This window comes from Mesorhizobium sp. M1A.T.Ca.IN.004.03.1.1, from assembly GCF_003997555.1.
Lineage (GTDB): Bacteria > Pseudomonadota > Alphaproteobacteria > Rhizobiales > Rhizobiaceae > Mesorhizobium.
The window spans coordinates 637,368-657,825 of the sequence record NZ_RZTV01000003.1 but is presented as its reverse complement, the minus strand read 5'-3'; the positions used below and the strand labels follow the sequence as shown (position 1 = coordinate 657,825).

Genomic DNA, 20,458 nt, shown 5'->3' with positions numbered 1-20,458 from the left:
AACGTGGCGGCTCACCTTCGGATCGTCCACTGCTTCCGCTCACCTGTCGGGGGAATCTTCCGGCATGTGAGCGACCTGACCGAGGCGCAGGCCGCCGCCGGCCATTCCGTGGGCATCGTCTGCGATTCGACCACGGGCGGGGACTATGAGGAGCGGCTGTTCGGAGCGATGAAGGAGCGCCTGGCGCTCGGCATCCATCGCACGCCCATGCAGCGCCATATCGGACCGGGCGACATCGCCGCGGCCTGGCGCACCTATCAAATCATCAAGGAATTGCGGCCGGACGTGCTGCACGGGCATGGCGCCAAGGGTGGCGCCTATGCCCGTCTGTTCGGCTCACTGTTGCGGGTTTCAAGGTCTCGCGTGGCCCGCCTTTATTCGCCGCATGGCGGCTCGCTGCACTATGACGAAACGACGGCGACCGGAAAGCTGTTCTTCGCGCTGGAGCGTTTCATGGCCCGCTTCAGCGACTGCCTTCTGTTCGTTTCCGACTACGAGCGGACAACTTATCGACGGAAGGTCGGCGAGCCGCCCATCCCCAACAGGCTGGTCTATAACGGCCTGCGGGCCGTCGAGTTCGAACCGGTGGCGCCGGCGGCTGATGCGGCCGATCTCATATACATCGGCATGATGCGCGATCTCAAAGGCCCGGACATCTTCATCGATGCGCTGGCGCGCGCCGGCAGGGAGCTCGGACGCCGGCTAAGCGCGGTGATGGTCGGTGCCGGCGACGACCTGCCACGCTACCACGCTCAGGTGGAGCGACTCGGACTGAAGGGCCACGTCCGCTTCCTGCCGCCGATGCCGGCCAGAGAAGCCTTCGCCCTGGCCGAGCTGATCGTCGTCCCGTCCCGCGCGGAAGCAATGCCCTATATCGTGCTCGAGGCGCTGGCAGCCGGCATGCCGATGATTGCCACCGCCGTGGGCGGCATTCCCGAGATCTTCGGCGAAGACTCCCCTGCCCTGATCCGACCCGATGCCCGCCAACTTGCCGACAGGCTCAGAACGGCTCTCGACGATCGCGGCGCCTACCGCAAGCTGATGCCGCAAAACCCCGAGTTGAAGGCGCGATTCGGGGCCGACGTGATGGCGGCCGAGATCGAGAAGGCTTACTTCGCGGCGCTAAAGCTTTAGAATTTACTAATTTGCAATAGGCGTGAAAAAACCGCCAGTCGTCGCAAGCAACAATACGCATTCAAAGCCACCTGTTGTTTCAAGGCTTTCTTAGCTCTCTTTTGCTATTCACTCGCGCGAAGCTCGCGGACAATCCCCATGAACGAGATCGACCCCGCGCACCGCTTTTCGATGGAGGCGGTGCGCAAATTCGACGGCCCGGCCGAAGCTCAAGTGCCCGGCATCAATGACGTGGCGCGACAGGTCGCCTCGCAGTACCGGCGCGATACGATGTCGCCGATCATGGTCAGCGGCGTGCTGCGCATGGTCGAATTCGCCGTGCTCTTCCTGTCAGGCATGTGCCTCTATTTCTACTATGTCGGGTTCTTCAACTATCTCGCCTGGCAATATCCGCTGACGATCGCGGCAGCTTCGTTCCTGGCGGTGGTGCTGCTTGACGTCAGCGACAGCTACCAGATCGCGGCGCTGATGCGCCCCCTCGCCAATTTCGGCCGCGTGCTCCTCGTCTGGGCTGGCACCTTCGCGCTGATGGCTCTCACGGCCTTCGCCATGAAGGCTTCGGAGGACTATTCGCGTCTTCTGTTCGGCAGTTGGTTCGTGGTCGGCTTCGTGCTGATCTTCGGGCTCAGACTGGTGATGTCCAGGCTGATCAGGCGCTGGGCGCGCGATGGGCGCATGGAGCGCCGCGCGCTCATCGTCGGCGGCGGCAAGTCGGCCGAAATGCTGATCCGCTCGGTCGAGAAGCAGCCCTATAACGATATTCGCATCTGCGGCATCTTCGACGATCGCGGCGACAAGCGCTCGCCGCCGATCGTCGCGGGCTATCCGAAGCTCGGCACCATTTCCGAGCTGATCGAGTTCGCCCGCATCGCCCGCATCGACATGCTGATCGTCTCGCTGCCGCTGACGGCGGAATCGCGCGTGCTGCAGCTTTTGAAGAAGCTCTGGGTTCTGCCGGTCGACATCCGGCTCTCGGCGCATTCCAACGCGCTGCAGTTCCGCCCGCGCGCCTATTCCTACATCGGCTCGGTGCCGATGCTCGACATCTTCGACAAGCCGATCAACGACTGGGACTCTGTCGCCAAGCGCAGCTTCGACATCATCTTCTCGCTTGTCGGCATCATCGTCTTCTCGCCAGTGATGCTCGCCACCGCGATCGCCATCAAGCTCGACAGCAAGGGGCCGGTGCTGTTCAAGCAGAAGCGCCACGGCTTCAACAACGAGGTCATCGAGGTCTACAAGTTCCGGTCGATGTATATCGACAGGTCGGACCCAACCGCCAAGCAGACGGTGACCAAGAACGACCCGCGCGTCACCCGCGTCGGCCGCTTCATCCGCAAGACCTCGATCGACGAGCTGCCGCAGTTCTTCAACTCGCTGTTCGGCTCGCTGTCGCTGGTCGGGCCGCGCCCGCATGCGATCGCCGCCCAGTCGCACAACCTGCTCTATAACGAGGTGGTCGACGGCTATTTCGCCCGCCACAAGGTCAAGCCCGGCGTCACCGGATGGGCGCAGATCAACGGCTGGCGCGGCGAGATGGACACCAATGAAAAGATCCGCATGCGCACCGAATACGATCTCTACTACATCGAGAACTGGTCGATGCTGTTCGACCTGCGCATCCTGTTCCTGACGCCCGTCCGCCTGCTCAACACGGAAAACGCCTATTGAGCGCGCTCGCGCAGGAGTTGCCGGCGGACGCGGTCAGCAAGTTGCCGCCCCAGGCGGTCAACCAGTTGCCGCCACAGGCGGTCAACGCCAAGCTGATCGCGCTGATCTCGTCGGCCGCTATCGTCGTCGGCATCCTGCTTTCCGGCTTCGTCATCAGCGAGCCGGCACCCTACGAGCTCTACATGGCCGGGCTGATCGCCGTCTGGGCGCTGTTCGGCCTCAAAATATCGCGAGCGATATTGCCGCTGCTGGTGCTGTTGGTGGCGATGAACATCGGCGGCATGATCGCGATGACGCAGATGGCGGACCTCGCCAACACGCCGCTCTATCTGGCGGTCTCGCTGTTTCTCGCCTTCAGCGCGGTCTTCTTCGCCTCGGTGACATCGGTCCAGCCTGACCTCTACCGGCTGATCTTCATCGCCTATGTGGTCTCGGCTGTGGCGACCTCGCTGCTGGGAATAGCCGGCTATTTCCATGCCTTTCCGGGCGCGGAGATGTTCACCAAATACGACCGCGCCGCCGGCGCCTTTCAGGACCCGAACGTGTTCGGTCCGTTCCTGGTGCTGCCCGGCACCTACCTGCTTTATCTGCTCTTGACCGGCCCGGTATCGCGCATGCCGCTTCTGGCGGTGCCGCTATTGATCATCACCGCCGGCATCTTCTTCTCCTTCTCGCGCGGCGCCTGGGGCATGTTCGCGGTTTCGGCGGTGCTGCTCACCGCTTGCCTCTTCCTGCAGAGCGCCAGCGGCATGTTCCGCCTGCGGGTCGTGGTGATGACGATCGCCGCGCTCGCGCTGCTGATCATCGCCATCCTCGTCATCCTGCAGTTGCCCGGCGTGTCGGACATGTTCACCCAGCGCGCGCATCTCGAGCAAAGCTACGATACCGCGCGGCTCGGCCGCTTCGCACGCTATACGATCGGCTTCCAGCTGGCACTGGAACGCCCGTTCGGCATCGGCCCGCTGGTCTTCGGCACGATCTACGGCGAGGACACGCACGACATCTGGCTGAAGGCGCTGATGGACTATGGCTGGCTGGGCTTCGTCTCGTTCCTGACCCTAACCCTGTGGACGATCTGCGCCGGGTTCCGCATCCTCCTGCGCGCTCGTCCCTGGCAGCCCTATCTGCTTTGCGCCTATGTCGCCTATCTCGGCAATATCGGGCTCGGCACCTTCATCGACATCGATCACTGGCGCCATCTCTATCTGCTGCTCGGGCTGATCTGGGGCGCGATCGCGCTGGAATACCGGCACCAGAAGCAATCGCGGTTGGCGCGCGCCCTCCCTGCTGCGGCACTGTCATCGGCGAATTAGCCGCCGAATTCGGTTGACCCGCACGGGGTTATCACGATACATCGCCACCCGGTCCGGAGTGTAGCGCAGCCCGGTAGCGCACTTGACTGGGGGTCAAGGGGTCGTCGGTTCGAATCCGGCCACTCCGACCATTTTTCAAGCCTGAGACTTGTCCCCCAGAAGTCCTCTCCAATCCCTACTGGCACACGTCGACCCATTTGGCGTCGACAAGTTCGGCCATCCGCTGCGGCGAAATCCGCACGGCGGCATTCGTCGCGCCGGCGGCGGGAACGACCTCGTCGAAGGCCCGCAGCGTCACATCGCAAAAGACCGGCAGCGGCGCCGGCAGACCGAAGGGGCAGACGCCGCCCGGCGGGTGGCTGGTCGCGGCAAGCACCTGTTCGCCGTCGAGCATGCGCGGCTTGCCGCCGAGCGTGTCCTTGCATTTGCGGTTGTCGAGCCTGGCAGTGCCGCTGGTCACGACCAGCATGGTCTCCTCGCCGACGCGCAGGCAGATGGTCTTGGCGATCTGCGCCGGCAGCACGCCATGGGCGTCGGCCGCCAGTGCCACGGTCGCCGAGCTCGCTTCGGTGACCAGCACCTCGATGTCGGGAGCATGTTCGGCAAAGAAGGCGCGGACCGATTCCAAGCTCATGAGCGAAACCTCAATCAGGCATGTTGGCCACTCGATGCCGCCGAATCGTGGCAGCGGCCGGGATTGCCGCATGGCGCGCTGGCAGTTGGCAAGGGCCAGGGGACCATCTGTGGAAGGCGCAAAAAGCCCGCCAGGGCGGGCCATGGCGGGCTTTTTTCGCGGACGCTTCGCCGTCTCTATTGCTGTGTGGGCCGATTCTCTTCGGTCGGCATCATGATCAATTCCTCTTCCGGCACTTGCAGCGCGGAAGCGATACGCCTGAGCTTGGCGGGGTCGGCATCCTTGCCGTCCTCGATGTCGACGATCTCGCCCACGGCCAGGCCGCAGGTCAAGGAAAGCTCCTCAATCGTATATCCCCTCGTTTCGCGGACGGCTTTCAGCGGATTGAGGCCGGACGCGGCAATGATGTTGTTGGAAACAGCGTTTCTTGCGGTGTTGGGCATGGCAACTCCTTGGGATGAAACAACACAGATGAAATGTGGCGTTGCCTGAGACGGGCGGGAGAATGGCCGTTAATGGATGATTTGCCAAGAGGCCGTTTTGGCCGTCACGCCATCGTGACCGTGGTCATCGGCTGGGAGCCGCGGCCGCAGGCCACCGACATGTAAGGTGGCGCGAAGCCCAATCAAGATCTTTTGAAGCGCCGAAGGCCGCACCCGCCGGCATTTTGCCCACTCCGATTCGTTAGCTCTCGTCGCTTGCCGGAAGGCGGGCGACGCCAGCCCCTTTGAAGAGGATCGGATTCCATGAAACTGAAGCTATTCGCTATCGTACTCGGCATGATCTCAGGCTTTGCGGGCGCCGCTCAGGCGGACACCGTGCGCTTGCGCGGCACGGTGGTCGACCTCGCCGGTACGACGCTGAAGGTGAAAGCCCGCGACGGCAAGACCGATACGATCACCCTTTCCCCCGACTGGATGATCTCCGGTGTCGCCAAGGCGTCGGCCGCCGATATCAAACAGGGCGATTTCCTCGGCATCGCATCGGTGTCCAAGGCCGACGGCGGCAGCGGCGCGCTGGAAGTCGTGATCTTCCCGGCGGCGTCAAAGGGAACCGGAGAAGGCGACCGCGATTGGGATTTGCAGCCCAACAGCCGAATGACCAACGGCACTGTCGCCGACGTGACCGAGGTCAACGGCAGGACCGTGACGCTGACCTACAGCAATGGCCAGAAGAAAGAGATCGCCATCCCGCAATCGACGCCGATCGTGAAATTCGCGCCCGCTGCGCCTGCGGATCTCAAGCCAGGCATGACCGTGTTCGTCAGCGCCGAGCGCGGCAGCGGCGGCAAGCTCGTTTCGCGCCGGGTGGTGGTCGGCAATCATGGCGTGGCGCCGCCGATGTGAGGCGCGCAGCTGACGCATCAGGCTCGAAAAGCATGATGTCGAGCCGTCCATGCGCGCCCGTAAAGGCGCGCGGCGCGATCGTGGTTCGCCAGAAACAATCCAGAAACAAAAATCTACAGTCCGGAAAAAGTGTCGAAAAAATCCAGGAGGATAGTGCCGATCGCGGGGCTTGGGTCACCGATTTGGTCCGGTGAACTCCGGAACGCCCGCGTAAAAGGAAACGAAATCATGAAGAAGTCCCTCCTCTCCGCGCTCGGGCTGGCTCTGGCCCTGGCATTCACCATGCCGATCCTCGGCACGACCAGCGCCGATGCGGCCCCGGTGGTAAAGCACCACCATCACAAGCATCATCGCCGGCACCATCATCATCATCACCACCACCATCATCACCACCATAAGAAGGTGGTTGAGAAGAAGGCCTGATCCTCCCACCTGCCGATGGGAAGACAGGCCTTCATTGTATTGGTCGCGCAAGTCTTCCCATCGGAATTATTCGCTTCGTGGGACAAGCCTCTCCTTCGAACACCCGCTGTCCCCTGATGAGCGCGCAGCCGGGTTCGATCGCTTGTCAAGCGGTCCCGACCTCTTGCCGCATCAAGCCGCCACTGCCCAACGAGCGCTTAGCGCTGCTGGCAGATCCGGCACCTACGGTAAACGCTGAACCCTGACACCTTCACAGCAATGCTCGCCAGGCGACAAAAATCGCGCGAGCCATGAACCTTTCCATTGGAGGCCGCACCAAGCGGTCATGGACGCCACGAAGGCGTTCCTCAACCCGACCGGGACGCCAGAAAGCGCTCCCAGCAACCAATGGAAGGAAATGCTCAAATGACCAACTTCAAGCGTATCTCGCTCGCCGCCGCCTTCGTCGTCTCGGCTTTCGGCTCGGTTTCCGCGCCGGCCTTTGCCGGCACGCATCCGACCGGCGACGGCGGCGCGGTCTGCAAAGGCTCCGGCTCCTGTCTGGTGCTGCAGCTCGACTGTAAGGGCACCTACACCGACGCCACCGATAAGAACGGCACCGTCTACGGCAAATGCAGCCAGGTCATGAAGGTCGATCCTATGAGCCGGATCAAGCTCGCGAACTGATCGAAGCCGGAGCCCACTCCATCCCGATTTCATCCGGTTGGGCTCTCGTGCTGACGGAATGGCGGCCGGCGCGAACGGTCGCCATTTCTGTTTCGCAGCCCGGAGTCAGCGCCGGCTGATCAGAAGGCCGGCAAGCAGGCCGACCACGACCAGTCCGACGGCGGCCACGGTGGCCGGATGCTCGCGCGCGGTGTGCTCGAGCGCCCTGCCCCGGCGCCTGATTGCCGGCAGCGCCTCGTGAAAGCGGTCGGCGAGCTGCGAATAATAATCGGACGCCGCCTCGCGGCCGTCCTCGTAATAGGTGTCGCCGCGTTTGGCCAAGGCTTTCCTGACATCGTCAAGTTGACGCGAGAGCGCCGCGACCTGCCTGTCCAGATCAAGATCGGAAAGGGTCGAAAACCACGCCATGCCTGATGTCCTTCTCTTGCAGAGAAGGGCTAACGCATGGATGCCACAGCAGTTCCGGCTGTCAGAGACGTCGGCCGTCCAAGCCGCCGGAGCGGCACCCGAAGCTCAACGCACCTGGTCGAGCAGGCGCTTGCACTCCAGGAGGTCGAAGAGCGCCTCCTGCAGCAAGGCCCGGTTGTCGCGCGACAATTTCGAGGAGTCCGGCTGCACGGGACCTTCGTCGTCTCCCTTGCCAAGGCCGAAGAAACGGCGGCTGGGCTTCACCTTGGGCTGACCGACCAGCGCATCCTCGTCGCCGCGCGGCTGGGCAGCCGCGGTCAGCGGCACCTGCTCGGCCTGGCGGCGCTGCGCGATCGCCTCGACGGCTGCCATGTCGCCATTGCCGATCGCGACCAGGAAATGGTTGCCGTTCTCGCGCAACAGCTTCTGCACGCCTTTGATCGTATAGCCCTGATCATAAAGCATGTGCCGGATGCCCTTGATCAGTTCGACATCCTGCGGCCGGTAGTAACGGCGGCCGCCACCACGCTTCATCGGCTTGATCTGGTTGAAACGGGTTTCCCAGAAACGCAGCACGTGCTGCGGCAGGTCGAGATCTTCCGCAACCTCGCTGATGGTACGGAAAGCATCGGGGCTCTTGTCCATGGGCGAATCCTCACGCTGGACCGCAATCCGGAGTTGATCCGAATCGCACCTTATTTCAGCGGTTTATGAAGCGATATTCAAGCCCGGCGTCAAAGGGGCCGCGGTTTTCAACCGGCATTCGAGGGTTACTTGACGCCCTTGGCCTTGCTGTTCTGGTGCGAACGCAAGATGCGGTTCTTCAGCACGTTCGAGGATTTGAAGGTCATCACGCGGCGCGGCAGGATCGGCACTTCTTCGCCGGTTTTGGGATTGCGGCCGATGCGCTCATTCTTGGAGCGGACATGGAAAGTCGCGAAGGAAGACAGCTTCACCGTCTCGCCGCGAACGATGGCTTCGCAAATCTCATCCAGGACGGCCTCGACCAGCTCGGCCGATTCAGTTCGCGACAAACCAACCTTGCGGTAAACGGCTTCGGCTAGGTCGGCACGCGTCAGTGTCTTTCCCCCCATGCGACCGTCCCATCAGCTCAAAAACATAAATCGATACAGGCAGCGGCAGAGCGTAAGTAATTGATCCGGCAAGGTCAAGGACCGAACCCACGCGCTCGGCACTTACCAGCGCAGCAACACCGCGCCCCAGGTAAAACCCCCGCCCATCGCCTCAAGCAGAACAAGGTCGCCCTTCTTGATGCGGCCGTCGGCGACGGCCACCGACAAAGCGAGCGGCACGGAGGCAGCCGAGGTATTACCGTGCAAATCGACGGTGACCACGACTTTCTCTTCGGCTATCCCGAGCTTCTTGGCGGAAGCGTCAATGATCCGTTTATTGGCCTGATGCGGCACGAACCAGTCGAGGTCTTCCGCCGTGATGCCGGCCTCGGCGAAAGTGGCCTCGATCACGTCGGTGATCATGCCGACCGCGTGCTTGAACACCTCGCGGCCTTCCATCCTGAGATGGCCGACCGTTCCCGTGGTGGACGGGCCGCCGTCGACGAAGAGTTTTTCCTTGTGGACGCCATCCGAGCGCAGGCTGGCGGCCAGCACGCCGCGATCGGCGATGTTGCCAGCCCCTTTCGCCGCTTCGAGCACCACGGCGCCGGCGCCATCGCCAAACAGCACGCAGGTCGAGCGGTCGCTCCAGTCTAGGATGCGCGAGAAGGTTTCGGAGCCGATCACCAGGACGCGTTTTGCCAGCCCGCCGCGGATATAGAGATCGGCGGTGGCGACCGCATAGACGAAGCCGGAACACACGGCCTGCATGTCGAAGGCAAAGCCGTGATGCATGCCGAGGCGGTTCTGGATTTCGACAGCCGTCGCCGGGAACGTGTTATTAGGCGTCGAGGTCGCCAGCACGATCAGGTCGATATCCGCTGGCGTCAGGCCGGCGCTGTCGAGCGCGGCGCGCGCCGCCGCCTCGCCCAGCGAGGCCGTCGTCTCGTCATCGGCCGCGACGTGGCGCTGGCGAATGCCGGTGCGCTGGACGATCCACTCGTCGGAGGTCTCGACCATGCCTTCGAAATCGGCATTCTTCATGATGCGGCGGGGCAGCGCGGCACCGTTGCCGCGCACAACTGATCTGATCAAGGTTCGTTCCTATTCCTCGGCCTCGACGGCGACGCCGGATTTCCTGTTTGCCTGGGCAGTCGGATTGCGCGCATGGAACAGATCGAGATCGGCCTCGATCCGGTCAAGCAGATTGTTGCGCACCATGTCGTAGCCGAGCTCGATCGCCGCGGCAAAGCCATCCGAATCGGCACCGCCATGGCTCTTCACCACAATGCCGTTCAGGCCCAGAAAGACGCCGCCATTGGAGCGGCCGACATCCATCTTTTCGCGCAGCCGGTCGAAGGCACCTTTGGCAAACACGTAGCCGATCCTGGCCATCAGCGTGCGGCTCATGGCGGCCCGCAAATAGCCGGCGATCTGCCTTGCCGTGCCCTCGGCGGTCTTAAGTGCGATGTTGCCGGCAAAGCCCTCGGTGACGACCACGTCGACCGTGCCCTTGCCGATGTCGTCGCCCTCGACGAAGCCGCGATAGTTCATCGAGGCCATGTTGGCCTCGCGCAGCATGCGCCCGGCCTCCTTGACTTCCTCCTGGCCCTTGATCTCCTCGACGCCGACATTGAGCAGGCCGACGCTCGGCCGCTCGATACCGAACACCGAGCGCGCCATTCCGGTGCCCAAGATGGCGAAATCGACGAGCTGATGCGCATCCGCACCGATGGTGGCGCCGACATCGAGCACCACGCTCTCGCCGCGCGTCGTCGGCCAAAGCGCCGCGATCGCCGGGCGGTCGATGGTGGCCATGGTGCGCAGGCAGAATTTCGACATCGCCATCAACGCGCCGGTGTTGCCGGCCGAGATGCAGGCCTGCGCGGCGCCGTTCTTCACCGCCTCGACCGCTTTCCACATCGACGATTTCCAGCGGCCGTGGCGCAGCGCCTGGCTCGGTTTGTCGTCCATCCTGACAGCGATCTCGCAATGGACGAACTCGCTCACCTCGGCGAGCTTGGGAAACTTGGCCAGTTCGGGACGCACAGCGTCCTCGCGGCCATAGATGACGAAACGGATGTCAGGGCGGCGGATAGCAACCGTCATCAGCGCGGGGATGACGACGCCTGGTCCGTGATCCCCGCCCATGGCATCGATGGAAATCCTGATCACGCGGTGTTTTTCTCACGGTTTGCCTGGCTAGCGGCGGGCGCCTGCCGAGGTAAGGGGGCTCGCGAAGGTTCGGCGAAAATAGCGGTTTTGGGCTGCCGCACAACCAACTTTTCCAAAATCCAGGCCGCCTTCAGGATTTTCCGAGCAGCGAACGCAGCTTTTTCTGGAATTCGCTTTCCTCGGGCTGATCGTCACCCGCGCCCTCGAGCGAGGCGCCGGGCTTGCGCGGATAAGGGTCGATCGCCAGGCCGAAAAACTGCTCGGCGAGCGCCCCGACATCGATGGTGTCGCCGGAAAAAGTTTCCGGGCTGTCGGGCCCGTCGGCGTCGAGGACGATCTCGCCGCCGCCGTCGAAGCCTTCGCGTCCGAGTTTCGACTGCTCCGGCAAGAACAGCGCCTCGACGGGCTCGTCGATGTGAGCCGCGACCGGATCGAGTGTGACGATGCAGGCCTGGGTGATGTCGGCTTCGACGCGGCCGCTGACCTTAACGCCGTTGCGTTTCCAGGACGCCACCAAGAGCTCGGCGCGATAGCTCTCGACGGAAAGCAGGTCATGTTCGGCGGCAAGCGCAGTGCGCTGCCTTTCGTCGGCCTCGATTGCAACCGGCAAGCCCTTTTGCGGGAGGCGGGCGACATTGGCGACAAAGGATACGGGGCTCTGCGGTTCGGCGTGCTTCATTCTCGCCTCCTTCAGGTGGCTCCGGCGGCCGGGAACGCGACGGCGCCAGCCATGATTGATTCGGTCGGCTGAGCGGCAAGCTGCCCGGTCGCCGCGCTAACATAATTCGCCAGCAGCGACGCCTCAGGCCATTCGCCGGCCTCGGGCCTGACATTGCGGGCGAGCGCCACGGCAAGCGCCGCGCCGTCGTCGTCCCGCAAGGCTTCGTCGTAGGCCGCAGTGCGGCCATAGAACATCTTTGCCAGCTTCTTCATGCGCTTCGGCACGCCGACATCGCTGATGCCGAGTTCCCTCAGCGAATGGTCGACATCGAGGAAGAACTCGTCGATCAGCACCTGAGCGACCTCGGCCGCGGCTCCGCCCTCGCCGCGCAGCCGGTGCTGGATCAGGTACATATGGAGCGACAGCATCTCGAAGCGGCCGAGCGGCGTATCCGACACATTCCAGTCGGAATAAAACACCGTTTGCCGCGCCGCCGCCACGATTTGTGCGTAGAGCGCCTCGGTGATGGCGCGGTTGGCGTGACGTTCGCGACCAAAAAGGCGCTGGAACATTGAGGGTGGTCTCCCGGGGACCTTTTGTTTGATTTGGCCTTGTTGCATCGGCATGCAAGCTGGTTTACCGGTTTTGCGGCCCAGCGCAAGCTGCGGGGATGTGATGGAGAATTGTTGTTGAGTGCGCTGAAATTCAAGTCGTTTTTCATGCCTGTGCGGGCGGGCGTGGCCACTCTGCTGGTGGCGGTATCCGCGCTTTCCGCCTGCAATTCGTCCAAGATGTTCGGTGATCTGCGTCCGAGCGAGACGCTGACGAAAGGCTACGTCATCGACCAGGCGGCGATCGACTCGGTGCCGGTCGGATCGAGTCGCGAGCAGGTTCTTCTTGCGCTGGGCACGCCGTCGACGACGGCGACCTTCGACAACGAGGCGTTCTATTATATCTCACAGACGCGCAAGCGCTACGTCGCCTTCGACAACCCGCGCATCGTCGACCAGCACGTGCTGGCGGTCTATTTCGGCGCCGACGGCCGCGTCACCCAGATCGCCAATTACGGCCTGAAGGACGGCAAGGTCTTCGACTTCATCTCGAGGACGACGCCGACGGGCGGCAAGGACCAGAACTTCCTCAGCCAGATCATCAACGGCGCCAGCAAGCTGGCGCCCGGGATCCCGGGCGGCGGCACGCCCTGAGTTCGCTGTCAGCGACGTCCACGGACCGAGACCCGCCGAATCCACATCGGCGGGTTTTTTGTTTCGCCGAAACGGCTTGGCCGTAAACAAAACCCGCGGGATCGCTCCCGCGGGTCACTTGGTGCAGAAAGAATGTGGCTCAGCCGTGCGCGAGCACGGCCAGGAGCAGCAGCGCCACGATATTGGTGATCTTGATCGCCGGATTGACCGCCGGGCCGGCGGTGTCCTTGTAGGGATCGCCGACGGTGTCGCCGGTGACCGAGGCCTTATGCGCCTCGGAGCCCTTCAGGTGCTTGACGCCATTCTTGTCGGTAAAGCCGTCCTCGAACGACTTCTTGGCGTTGTCCCAGGCGCCGCCGCCGGAGGTCATCGAGACGGCGACGAAGAGGCCGTTGACGATGACGCCGAGCAGCGAGGCGCCAAGGGCCGCGAAGGCCGAGGCCTTCGAGCCCGAGATCAGGAGCACGCCGAAATAGACGACGAGCGGCGCCAGCACCGGCAGCAGCGACGGGATGATCATTTCCCGGATCGCTGCCCGGGTCAGCAGGTCGACGGCGCGCGCGTAGTTCGGTTTCGAGGTCCCGGCCATGATGCCCTTGTCCTCGCGGAACTGCTTGCGCACTTCCTCGACGATCGAGCCCGCCGCGCGGCCGACGGCGGTCATGGCGATGCCGCCGAACAGATACGGAATGAGGCCGCCGAAGATCAGGCCGGCAACGACATACGGGTTGGAAAGGTCGAAGGAGATCTCGCCCATGCCCTGGAAGTACGGGTACTTGTCGCCATTGGCGGCAAAGAACCTGAGGTCGTTCGAATAGGCGGCGAACAACACCAGCGCGCCGAGGCCGGCGGAGCCGATGGCATAGCCCTTGGTCACGGCCTTGGTGGTGTTGCCGACCGCGTCGAGCGCGTCGGTGGAGTGGCGCACTTCCTTGGGCAGGCCCGACATTTCGGCGATGCCGCCGGCATTGTCGGTGACCGGGCCGAAGGCGTCGAGCGCCACGATCATGCCGGCGAGACCGAGCATGGTGGTGACGGCGATCGCAGTTCCGAACAGGCCGCCAAGCTGGTAGGTGGCGATGATGCCGCCGACGATGACGATGGCCGGCAGCGCCGTCGATTCCAAGGAGACCGCGAGGCCCTGGATGACGTTGGTGCCGTGGCCGGTCACCGAGGCCTGGGCGATCGAATTCACCGGGCGCTTGTTGGTGCCGGTGTAGTATTCGGTGATCACCACGATGAGGCCGGTCACCAGAAGACCGATCAGGCCGCAGATGAACAGGTTCTTGCCGGTGATGACGATGCCGGCGACGGTGCCGACCTCACCCCAACCGAGCGTCGCCGAAGTGGCGACGGCCAGGCCGACGATCGACAGCAGGCCGGTGACGATCAGGCCCTTGTAGAGCGCGCCCATGATCGAGCCGTTGGAGCCGAGCTTGACGAAGAAGGTGCCGACGATCGAGGTCAGGATGCAGGCGCCGCAAATGGCGAGCGGGTAGAGCATGGCGGCGCCCAGCACCGCCGTGCCGCCGAAGAAGATTGCGGCCAGAACCATGGTGGCGACGACCGTCACCGCATAGGTCTCGAACAGGTCGGCGGCCATGCCGGCGCAGTCGCCGACATTGTCGCCGACGTTGTCGGCGATGGTGGCCGGGTTGCGCGGATCGTCCTCCGGAATGCCGGCTTCCACCTTGCCGACGAGGTCGCCGCCGACGTCGGCGCCCTTGGTGAAGATGCCGCCGCCGAGACGGGCGAAGATCGAGATCAGCGAGGCCCCGAAGCCGAGCGAGACCAGCGCGTCGATGACGATGCGGTCGTTTGGCTGCAGGCCCATTGGGCCGGTCAGGATGAGGTAATAGATGGAGACGCCGAGCAGCGCCAGGCCCGCCACCAGCAGGCCGGTGATGGCGCCCGACTTGAAGGCGATGTCGAGGCCGGCGGCCAGGCTGTTGGAAGCGGCCTGCGCGGTGCGGACATTGGCACGCACCGAGACATGCATGCCGATGAAGCCGGCAGCGCCCGAAAGCACGGCGCCGATCAGGAAGCCGATCGCGGAGGTGATGGAGAGCAGCCACCAGGCGAGAAGAAGCACGACGATGCCGACGACGGCGATGGTGGTGTACTGGCGCGCCAGATAGGCTTGAGCACCTTCGCGAATGGCGGCGGAGATTTCCTGCATGCGCTGGTTGCCCTGATCGGACGCCAGGACCGATCGTGTCGCCCAGATGGCGTACAGGACTGACAGCAAGCCGCAGGCGATGACGGCGGTAATGATGGTCATTGCCGAATTTTCCTCGATTGATGGCCCAGAAGAACCCCTCCCTGGGCCGTTGGGACGGAGATGAACGCCGCACACGGAATCCACCCCTTGACTAAGGTGTATGCGAAACAGGGCTGGGAACGTCAAGATATTGTTCGGTTTTTGCCCGGCTTTCGCCGGAAAGACGAACGCCGCGACTCACCGGCAGGGGCCGCCGTGCATTTAGATCGATTGCGCGCCGGCAAACGGCGCAATGTCAGTCGGCGCGGCGCAAGCCCGGCAGCTTCAGGGTGCCGAGCGCCAGGAAGCAGAGCACAACGACCGGGAACACGATCCAGTTCAGCATGGTCCAGCCCCAGGCATTGTAGACCGCGCCCGACATCAGCGAGGCGAAGGCGACGGAGCCGAACAGGACGAAGTCGTGGAAGCCCTGCACCTTGCCTTTTTCGGATGGATGGTAGCTCGCGGCGACCATGGCGGTCGCGCCGATGAAACCGAAATTCCAGCCGAGGCCGAGCAGGATCAGCGCGGTCCAGAACTGCCATAGCGCAAGGCCTGAGAGCGCCACCACTGCGCAGGCGATGAGCAGCACCAACCCAATGGCGACGATGCGCTCGGCGCCGAAGCGGTGGATCAGCGAACCGGTGAAGAAGCTCGGCCCGAACATCGCCATAACGTGCCAGGAGATGCCAAGCGTGGCATCGTCGGTCGAAAGACCGCAGCCGACCATGGCGAGCGGCGCGCCGGTCATGACGAAGCTCATCAGCGCATAGCTGCCTACGGCGCAGAACAGCGCCGCGACGAAACGGGGTTGGGTGGCGATCTCGACCAGCGGACGTGCGTCGCTTGCGGCGGCTTCGGCGGCGCTGCTCGTCCGCCTGGACGTATGCAGGAAGGAAAGGATAATCGCGCCTATGGCGGCCAGCACCAGGATGGAGGCGAAGGATCCGGCAAACATCACCGGGGCCAGAAGGTCGCCGGTGTAGATGACGATCTGAGGCCCGAGGATGGCGGTGACGATGCCGCCAGCCAGCACGAAGGAGATGGCGCGCGCCTTGAATTGCGGCGGCGCGTTGTCGGCGGCGGCGAAGCGGAACTGCTGCACGAAGGCGCCGCCGACACCGATCACGCCTAGGCCAAAGGCGAACAGCCAGAAGCTCGCCTGAAAGAGCGCGAGCGTCGCGATCAGCCCGCCGAGGGCGGTGACGATGGTGCCGGTCATGAAGCCGCCGCGATGGCCGAGCCGGCGGATGATGGCGGCCGCCGGCAGGGCGCCGAGCGCAACTCCAAGGTTGAAGCCGGTGACCGGCGCCGTCGCCAGAGACTTGTCGGGGCCGAGCAGATATTGGCCGGCAAGCGCGCCGATGGAAATGGCGATCGGCGCGGCGGAACCGACGATCGCCTGCGCGGCCGCGAGGAGCACTGCCGTGCGGCGCGCTTCCCTGCCGGCGTCAGCGACGACTGCCGTGGCGGTCACGATGCGTCCTTGCCGCGACCCTCGCCCCGTACCCGGCGCGAGACACGGTCGAGCAGGGCGTTGACCAGCTTCGGCTCGTCTTCCTCGTAGAAGGCCTTGGCGATGTCGACATATTCCGACACGATCACGGCCACGGGCACGTCCTCGCGCTTCATCAGCTCATAGACGCCGGCGCGCAGGATGGCGCGCAGCGTCGAGTCCAGCCGCGACAGCGGCCAGTCGTCAGTCAGCGCCTGGCGGATGATCGGATCGATGGTCTTCTGGTTCTCGACGACGCCGGTCAGGATGGCGCGGAACCACTGCGGGTCGGCCTCGCGATAAAGTGCGCCGTCGACTTCCTTGCCGAGGCGGAAGGCCTCGTATTCGGCGGTGATCTCGAAAACACCGCTGCCGGCCACGTCCATCTGGTAGAGCGCCTGGACGGCGGCAAGACGGGCGGCACCGCGCTTGTTGGCGTGGCGCGCCGCACCGGTCTGGGCAGGATCGCTCACGATTGGGCTCCGAATTTCTCTTTGAGCGCGATCATGGTCAGCGCCGCGCGGGCGGCAAAGCCGCCCTTGTCGCCTTCGGTGCGCTTGGCCCGCGTCCAGGCCTGCGCATCGTTTTCGGTGGTCAGGATGCCGTTGCCGATCGCGACCGCTTCCTGCACGGAAAGATCCATCAGCGCACGGCTCGATTCATTGGCGACGATGTCGAAATGATAGGTGTCGCCACGGATGATGGTGCCGAGCGCGACGAAGCCGTCATAGTGTACGCCGCCCTCGCCGGCACCGTCCAGCGCGAAGGTGATGACGGCCGGAATTTCGAGCGAGCCAGGAACAGTCACGACGTCATAAGTGGCGCCGGCCTCGTCCAGCGCGCTGGTCGCGCCTTCGAGCAGCGCGTCGGCGAGGTCGTCGTGGAAACGCGCCTCGACGATAAGCAGATGCGCCTTCGCCTGCGGACGAATGAACGCTTTGCCGTGTTGGGATATGCCTGCCATAAACGTCTCCGGGGGTTGCCGGTGACTTAGGCCGAAGCCGGATCGATCGCAAGCACAAGATTGCCGCCCGACACAGGTCCAGCATCTTCCGACAGGTCCGGATCCCAAGCATCGCGATCTTCCGGGCTTTCTTCAGCTAGCAGGCGAAGGCTCGAGGATCGAGATCGATGCTCGAGGGCCCATCACCCGCTCAAGCTTCAGTCCGGCGCCTTCGAACAGGCGGGCATATTGTGCCTGCGTCCGCTCGAGGCAGCCTGTAACCGCGAGCATGGACATCGATAGGTTTGATCTGGGCAGGCTCGTCGCCCGGAGGCACGAGCGTGTCGATCACGAGCATCCTGCCCTGCCTTGGCATGGCCCCGCGGCAATGTCGCAAGATCAGCCCGGCAGGTTCGTCGTCCCAGCCGTGGATGACGTTCTTGATCACTTAGACGTTGCCAGCCGGGGCGCCGCAGATCGCGTGAGCAGAAGGGAAGCTGAGGCGCCGGCGCGACGTGGCGCCTCAGCGATCCGCGCCGCCTCCCCGGAACCGGTCGGTTTCGCTCAAAGCCCCTGTTTCGCCGCCTCGGCGAGGCGCGCGGCATACCGGGCCATGGTATCGATCTCGATGTTGACGCGATCGCCAGCCTGGCGCTCGCCCCAGGTAGTGACGCTCAGCGAGTGCTGGATCAGAAGCACATCGAAGCGCGTAGCTTCGACCTTGTTGACGGTAAGCGAGGTGCCGTCGAGCGCGACGGAGCCTTTCGGCGCGATGAACTTCGCCAGGTGACGCGGCGCCTCCAGCGTGAAGCGCACGGCATCGCCCTCTTCCTTGCGCTCCACGATTTCCGCCGTGCCGTCGACATGGCCGGAGACGATATGGCCACCGAGCTCGTCGCCGATCTTCAACGCCCGTTCGAGATTGATCCTGGTGCCCGATTTCCAACCGGATGCAGTCGTCAGCCTGAGCGCCTCTTCCCAGGCTTCGACCTCAAACCAGCGCGCGTTCGAGCCGTTCTCGGGCAGCGCCGTCACGGTCAGGCAGACGCCGCCGCAGGAAATCGAAGCGCCGATCGCGATCGTTTCCGGGTCATAGGCCGTGTCGATGCGCAGGCCGACGCCTTCGCTGAGCGGCTTCACCGAAGCGATACTGCCGACATCCGTAACGATTCCCGTAAACATCAGATCGTGTCTTCCAGTTTGACCATGCTCTTATCCGAAAACCATTTCCCACTTTTTGGGATCATGGTCTTACCCACTCGGCATAGCTGTCCTCGCCGAAGCGCATCTCACGCAATTTGCGGAAACCCGGCGGGATATGCGCAGCGTCGATCGGCGAGGCGATACCATCCTCGCCGATCGCCTCCGGTCCCTGGAACAAGACGATGCGGTCAACGAGGTCTTCCGCCAGGAAGGCCTCGGCTACCTTGGCGCCGCCTTCGACCACCACGCTCGCCATGCCGAGGGCTGCAATATCCTCGAGCAGTTCCGGCAGGGCTACTTCGCTCTCGTAAGTTTCAGTGCCGATGAAGTGCACGCCCGCGCGTTCGAGCGCAGCCCGCCGCTGCGGGTCGGCCTCGGCGCATGCCGCGACATAGAGCGGGACACGATCCACCCCGGAAACGAGCTTCGACGACTCCGGCAGCCGGATCTGGCGATCGAGGATGATGCGAGCCGGGGAGCGGTTCTCCAACCCCGGCAGGCGCACGGTCAGCGCCGGGTCGTCCTCCAGCGCAGTGCCGATGCCGACGAGGATAGCGTCGGCCTCCGCGCGCATAAGATAGACTTCGCGCCTGGCGATCTCACCCGTGATGGCGACCTGGCCGGCGCCTTTCCGGCCGATCTTGCCGTCGCTCGAAAGCGCAAGCTTCAGCGTCACTTCGGGACGTTTCTTCAAAGATCGAATCAGATAGCCGGCCATCTGCTCGGCGGCCTCTGTGGCGAGCACCTTCTCCACGACCTCGATGCCGGCGGCGCGCAGCATGGCGTAACCCTTGCCGGAAACGCGCGGATCGGGATCGCTTGCCGCGCCGACGACGCGCGCAATGCCGGCATTGACCAGCGCGGTGGCGCAAGGCGGCGTGCGGCCGTGATGGGCGCAGGGCTCAAGCGTCACATAGGCGGTGGCGCCGCGGGCCAGTTCGCCGGCCTCGGCCAGCGCCTCGGTCTCGGCGTGCGGCCGGCCGCCGACAGCAGTGACGCCGGTGCCGACGATCATCGGGCCGGCGCCGTCGTCGCGCACGATGATGGTGCCGACGGAAGGGTTGGTCGCGGTGCGGCCGGCATTGCGGCGCGACAGTCTGATGGCCGCCGCCATGAAACGGCGATCAAGGGCTGCTTGCTCGGCCTCGCCCAATTGAGCTTTCGCCATGATCAGCCGGCGTCCTCTTCGGTCTTTTCTTCGTCGCCCTTCAGTTCGCCCAGCAATTCGTGGAAATCCTTGGCTTCACGGAAATTGCGATAGACCGAAGCGAAGCGCACATAGGCGACGTCGTCGAGGGATTTCAGCGCCTCCATGACGAGCCGACCGACCTCGCCGGAGGCCACTTCCGTCTCGCCGGAGCTTTCGAGCTGGCGCACGATGCCGGTCACGGCGCGATCGATCCGCTCGGGGTCGACATTGCGCTTGCGCACGGCGATCTCGACCGAGCGCAGCAGCTTGTCGCGGTCGAACGGCACCTTGCGGCCGGACTTCTTGATGACGACGAGATCGCGCAGTTGCACGCGCTCGAAGGTGGTGAAGCGGCCGCCGCAGTCCGGACAGACGCGGCGCCTGCGGATCGCCGCGCCATCCTCGGCGGGACGCGAATCCTTCACCTGCGTATCTTCGGACTGGCAATAGGGGCAGCGCATGGAGAGCCTTGGGTTTGCGATTCAGAGCATGATCCCGAAAAGTTGCAGACTCTTCGGAGAAGATCATGCTTCAAAAACAAAATCTTAGAGCGAGATGGCGATTCAAGGAAGCGTCATCTCGCTCTGGTGAGCGGAAGGCTTAGAGCCTTTCATTTCTCAGAGATAGCGAGGCGCGAGAAAGATTGCCAGCGCCCTGCC

24 protein-coding genes and 1 tRNA gene are annotated in these 20,458 nt (G+C 63.9%); 8 read left to right on the top strand and 17 right to left on the bottom strand.

Features of this window, described 5'->3' with window-relative positions:
- Positions 1-3 precede the first annotated feature (3 nt).
- The 4 genes from EOD29_RS13510 (at position 4) to EOD29_RS13495 (ending at position 4,249) form a co-directional block, all read left to right on the top strand.
- Positions 4-1,134, top strand: a complete 1,131-nt coding sequence (locus EOD29_RS13510; protein ID WP_127246944.1) for a glycosyltransferase family 4 protein — start codon at positions 4-6, stop codon at positions 1,132-1,134.
- Between the two features lie 138 nt (positions 1,135-1,272).
- Positions 1,273-2,805 carry an undecaprenyl-phosphate glucose phosphotransferase gene (locus tag EOD29_RS13505; protein WP_127246943.1) on the top strand — a complete coding sequence of 511 codons (1,533 nt, stop codon included), beginning with the start codon at positions 1,273-1,275 and terminating at the stop codon, positions 2,803-2,805.
- Between the two features lie 65 nt (positions 2,806-2,870).
- On the top strand, positions 2,871-4,118 hold the full coding sequence (locus tag EOD29_RS13500) for an O-antigen ligase family protein (protein WP_127247011.1): 1,248 nt from the start codon (positions 2,871-2,873) through the stop codon (positions 4,116-4,118).
- 54 nt (positions 4,119-4,172) lie between these two features.
- Positions 4,173-4,249: transfer RNA gene (locus tag EOD29_RS13495), tRNA-Pro, on the top strand.
- A gap of 44 nt (positions 4,250-4,293) precedes the next feature.
- Here the strand turns inward: EOD29_RS13495 and EOD29_RS13490 are convergent.
- Both EOD29_RS13490 and EOD29_RS13485 read right to left on the bottom strand, forming a co-directional pair.
- Entirely contained in the window at positions 4,294-4,752 is a 459-nt protein-coding gene (locus tag EOD29_RS13490; RefSeq protein ID WP_095778701.1) for a YbaK/EbsC family protein, read from the bottom strand.
- A gap of 176 nt (positions 4,753-4,928) precedes the next feature.
- On the bottom strand, positions 4,929-5,195 hold the full coding sequence (locus EOD29_RS13485; protein WP_067330074.1) for a helix-turn-helix transcriptional regulator: 267 nt from the start codon (positions 5,193-5,195) through the stop codon (positions 4,929-4,931).
- Between the two features lie 303 nt (positions 5,196-5,498).
- Between EOD29_RS13485 and EOD29_RS13480 the strand changes: the two genes are divergently transcribed.
- The 3 genes from EOD29_RS13480 (at position 5,499) to EOD29_RS13470 (ending at position 7,187) form a co-directional block, all read left to right on the top strand.
- Positions 5,499-6,098: a hypothetical protein gene (locus EOD29_RS13480; protein WP_127246942.1), complete on the top strand. Its 600-nt coding sequence runs from the start codon at positions 5,499-5,501 to the stop codon at positions 6,096-6,098.
- A 228-nt stretch (positions 6,099-6,326) separates the two neighbouring features.
- Entirely contained in the window at positions 6,327-6,521 is a 195-nt protein-coding gene (locus EOD29_RS13475) for a hypothetical protein (RefSeq protein WP_127246941.1), read from the top strand.
- Between the two features lie 405 nt (positions 6,522-6,926).
- Positions 6,927-7,187 (top strand): hypothetical protein, encoded by a 261-nt coding sequence (locus EOD29_RS13470; protein ID WP_127246940.1) that lies wholly within the window; start codon positions 6,927-6,929, stop codon positions 7,185-7,187.
- A 105-nt stretch (positions 7,188-7,292) separates the two neighbouring features.
- Here EOD29_RS13470 and EOD29_RS13465 read toward each other — a convergent pair whose 3' ends face one another.
- The 7 genes from EOD29_RS13465 to EOD29_RS13435 all read right to left on the bottom strand — a co-directional run bounded on the left by EOD29_RS13465 (position 7,293) and on the right by EOD29_RS13435 (position 12,076).
- A complete protein-coding gene (locus EOD29_RS13465) occupies positions 7,293-7,595 on the bottom strand; it encodes a DUF883 family protein (protein WP_095778647.1) in 303 nt (100 codons plus the stop codon).
- Between the two features lie 105 nt (positions 7,596-7,700).
- On the bottom strand, positions 7,701-8,240 hold the full coding sequence (locus EOD29_RS13460) for a MerR family transcriptional regulator (RefSeq protein WP_067000781.1): 540 nt from the start codon (positions 8,238-8,240) through the stop codon (positions 7,701-7,703).
- Between the two features lie 125 nt (positions 8,241-8,365).
- On the bottom strand, positions 8,366-8,689 hold the full coding sequence (locus EOD29_RS13455; protein ID WP_067000778.1) for an integration host factor subunit alpha: 324 nt from the start codon (positions 8,687-8,689) through the stop codon (positions 8,366-8,368).
- Between the two features lie 102 nt (positions 8,690-8,791).
- Complete coding sequence (locus EOD29_RS13450; protein ID WP_095778646.1) at positions 8,792-9,763, bottom strand: beta-ketoacyl-ACP synthase III; 972 nt, start codon at positions 9,761-9,763, stop codon at positions 8,792-8,794.
- 9 nt (positions 9,764-9,772) lie between these two features.
- Positions 9,773-10,843, bottom strand: coding sequence for a phosphate acyltransferase PlsX (gene plsX, locus EOD29_RS13445; protein WP_067000757.1), 1,071 nt, complete (start codon positions 10,841-10,843; stop codon positions 9,773-9,775).
- Between the two features lie 130 nt (positions 10,844-10,973).
- A complete protein-coding gene (locus EOD29_RS13440; protein WP_067000755.1) occupies positions 10,974-11,522 on the bottom strand; it encodes a DUF177 domain-containing protein in 549 nt (182 codons plus the stop codon).
- An 11-nt stretch (positions 11,523-11,533) separates the two neighbouring features.
- A complete protein-coding gene (locus tag EOD29_RS13435; protein WP_127246939.1) occupies positions 11,534-12,076 on the bottom strand; it encodes a ubiquinol-cytochrome C chaperone family protein in 543 nt (180 codons plus the stop codon).
- A 117-nt stretch (positions 12,077-12,193) separates the two neighbouring features.
- Between EOD29_RS13435 and EOD29_RS13430 the strand changes: the two genes are divergently transcribed.
- Positions 12,194-12,709, top strand: a complete 516-nt coding sequence (locus tag EOD29_RS13430) for an outer membrane protein assembly factor BamE (protein WP_127246938.1) — start codon at positions 12,194-12,196, stop codon at positions 12,707-12,709.
- Positions 12,710-12,848: 139 nt separating this feature from the next.
- On the opposite strand, the gene EOD29_RS13425 is transcribed toward EOD29_RS13430, so the two are convergent.
- The 8 genes from EOD29_RS13425 to nrdR all read right to left on the bottom strand — a co-directional run bounded on the left by EOD29_RS13425 (position 12,849) and on the right by nrdR (position 20,260).
- The gene (locus EOD29_RS13425; protein WP_067330052.1) at positions 12,849-14,990 is read right to left on the bottom strand and encodes a sodium-translocating pyrophosphatase; all 2,142 of its coding nucleotides are present in this window, start codon (positions 14,988-14,990) and stop codon (positions 12,849-12,851) included.
- A gap of 235 nt (positions 14,991-15,225) precedes the next feature.
- Positions 15,226-16,446 (bottom strand): MFS transporter, encoded by a 1,221-nt coding sequence (locus tag EOD29_RS13420; protein WP_127241758.1) that lies wholly within the window; start codon positions 16,444-16,446, stop codon positions 15,226-15,228.
- Positions 16,443-16,937 (bottom strand): transcription antitermination factor NusB, encoded by a 495-nt coding sequence (gene nusB, locus EOD29_RS13415; RefSeq protein WP_095824739.1) that lies wholly within the window; start codon positions 16,935-16,937, stop codon positions 16,443-16,445. Before nusB ends, EOD29_RS13420 begins: the two co-directional genes overlap by 4 nt.
- Positions 16,934-17,428 carry a 6,7-dimethyl-8-ribityllumazine synthase gene (ribH, locus tag EOD29_RS13410; protein WP_067000738.1) on the bottom strand — a complete coding sequence of 165 codons (495 nt, stop codon included), beginning with the start codon at positions 17,426-17,428 and terminating at the stop codon, positions 16,934-16,936. Before ribH ends, nusB begins: the two co-directional genes overlap by 4 nt.
- Before the next feature lie 190 nt (positions 17,429-17,618).
- On the bottom strand, positions 17,619-17,855 hold the full coding sequence (locus EOD29_RS13405) for a methyltransferase (RefSeq protein ID WP_245475334.1): 237 nt from the start codon (positions 17,853-17,855) through the stop codon (positions 17,619-17,621).
- Positions 17,856-17,971: 116 nt separating this feature from the next.
- The gene (locus EOD29_RS13400; protein WP_067330046.1) at positions 17,972-18,589 is read right to left on the bottom strand and encodes a riboflavin synthase; all 618 of its coding nucleotides are present in this window, start codon (positions 18,587-18,589) and stop codon (positions 17,972-17,974) included.
- Positions 18,590-18,650: 61 nt separating this feature from the next.
- Positions 18,651-19,778, bottom strand: coding sequence for a bifunctional diaminohydroxyphosphoribosylaminopyrimidine deaminase/5-amino-6-(5-phosphoribosylamino)uracil reductase RibD (gene ribD / locus EOD29_RS13395; RefSeq protein WP_164763754.1), 1,128 nt, complete (start codon positions 19,776-19,778; stop codon positions 18,651-18,653).
- A gap of 2 nt (positions 19,779-19,780) precedes the next feature.
- A complete protein-coding gene (nrdR, locus tag EOD29_RS13390; protein ID WP_059184872.1) occupies positions 19,781-20,260 on the bottom strand; it encodes a transcriptional regulator NrdR in 480 nt (159 codons plus the stop codon).
- Positions 20,261-20,458 lie beyond the last annotated feature (198 nt).

What these genes read in the sequence shown, in the direction of transcription:
- EOD29_RS13505 (WP_127246943.1), top strand. Translation starts at nt 1,273, where the DNA reads ATGAACGAGATCGACCCCGCGCACCGCTTTTCGATGGAGGCGGTGCGC.
- EOD29_RS13490 (WP_095778701.1), bottom strand. Translation starts at nt 4,752, where the DNA reads ATGAGCTTGGAATCGGTCCGCGCCTTCTTTGCCGAACATGCTCCCGAC.
- EOD29_RS13485 (WP_067330074.1), bottom strand. Translation starts at nt 5,195, where the DNA reads ATGCCCAACACCGCAAGAAACGCTGTTTCCAACAACATCATTGCCGCG.
- EOD29_RS13480 (WP_127246942.1), top strand. Translation starts at nt 5,499, where the DNA reads ATGAAACTGAAGCTATTCGCTATCGTACTCGGCATGATCTCAGGCTTT.
- EOD29_RS13475 (WP_127246941.1), top strand. Translation starts at nt 6,327, where the DNA reads ATGAAGAAGTCCCTCCTCTCCGCGCTCGGGCTGGCTCTGGCCCTGGCA.
- EOD29_RS13470 (WP_127246940.1), top strand. Translation starts at nt 6,927, where the DNA reads ATGACCAACTTCAAGCGTATCTCGCTCGCCGCCGCCTTCGTCGTCTCG.
- EOD29_RS13465 (WP_095778647.1), bottom strand. Translation starts at nt 7,595, where the DNA reads ATGGCGTGGTTTTCGACCCTTTCCGATCTTGATCTGGACAGGCAGGTC.
- EOD29_RS13460 (WP_067000781.1), bottom strand. Translation starts at nt 8,240, where the DNA reads ATGGACAAGAGCCCCGATGCTTTCCGTACCATCAGCGAGGTTGCGGAA.
- EOD29_RS13455 (WP_067000778.1), bottom strand. Translation starts at nt 8,689, where the DNA reads ATGGGGGGAAAGACACTGACGCGTGCCGACCTAGCCGAAGCCGTTTAC.
- EOD29_RS13440 (WP_067000755.1), bottom strand. Translation starts at nt 11,522, where the DNA reads ATGAAGCACGCCGAACCGCAGAGCCCCGTATCCTTTGTCGCCAATGTC.
- EOD29_RS13435 (WP_127246939.1), bottom strand. Translation starts at nt 12,076, where the DNA reads ATGTTCCAGCGCCTTTTTGGTCGCGAACGTCACGCCAACCGCGCCATC.
- EOD29_RS13425 (WP_067330052.1), bottom strand. Translation starts at nt 14,990, where the DNA reads ATGACCATCATTACCGCCGTCATCGCCTGCGGCTTGCTGTCAGTCCTG.
- ribH (WP_067000738.1), bottom strand. Translation starts at nt 17,428, where the DNA reads ATGGCAGGCATATCCCAACACGGCAAAGCGTTCATTCGTCCGCAGGCG.
- EOD29_RS13400 (WP_067330046.1), bottom strand. Translation starts at nt 18,589, where the DNA reads ATGTTTACGGGAATCGTTACGGATGTCGGCAGTATCGCTTCGGTGAAG.
- ribD (WP_164763754.1), bottom strand. Translation starts at nt 19,778, where the DNA reads ATGGCGAAAGCTCAATTGGGCGAGGCCGAGCAAGCAGCCCTTGATCGC.
- nrdR (WP_059184872.1), bottom strand. Translation starts at nt 20,260, where the DNA reads ATGCGCTGCCCCTATTGCCAGTCCGAAGATACGCAGGTGAAGGATTCG.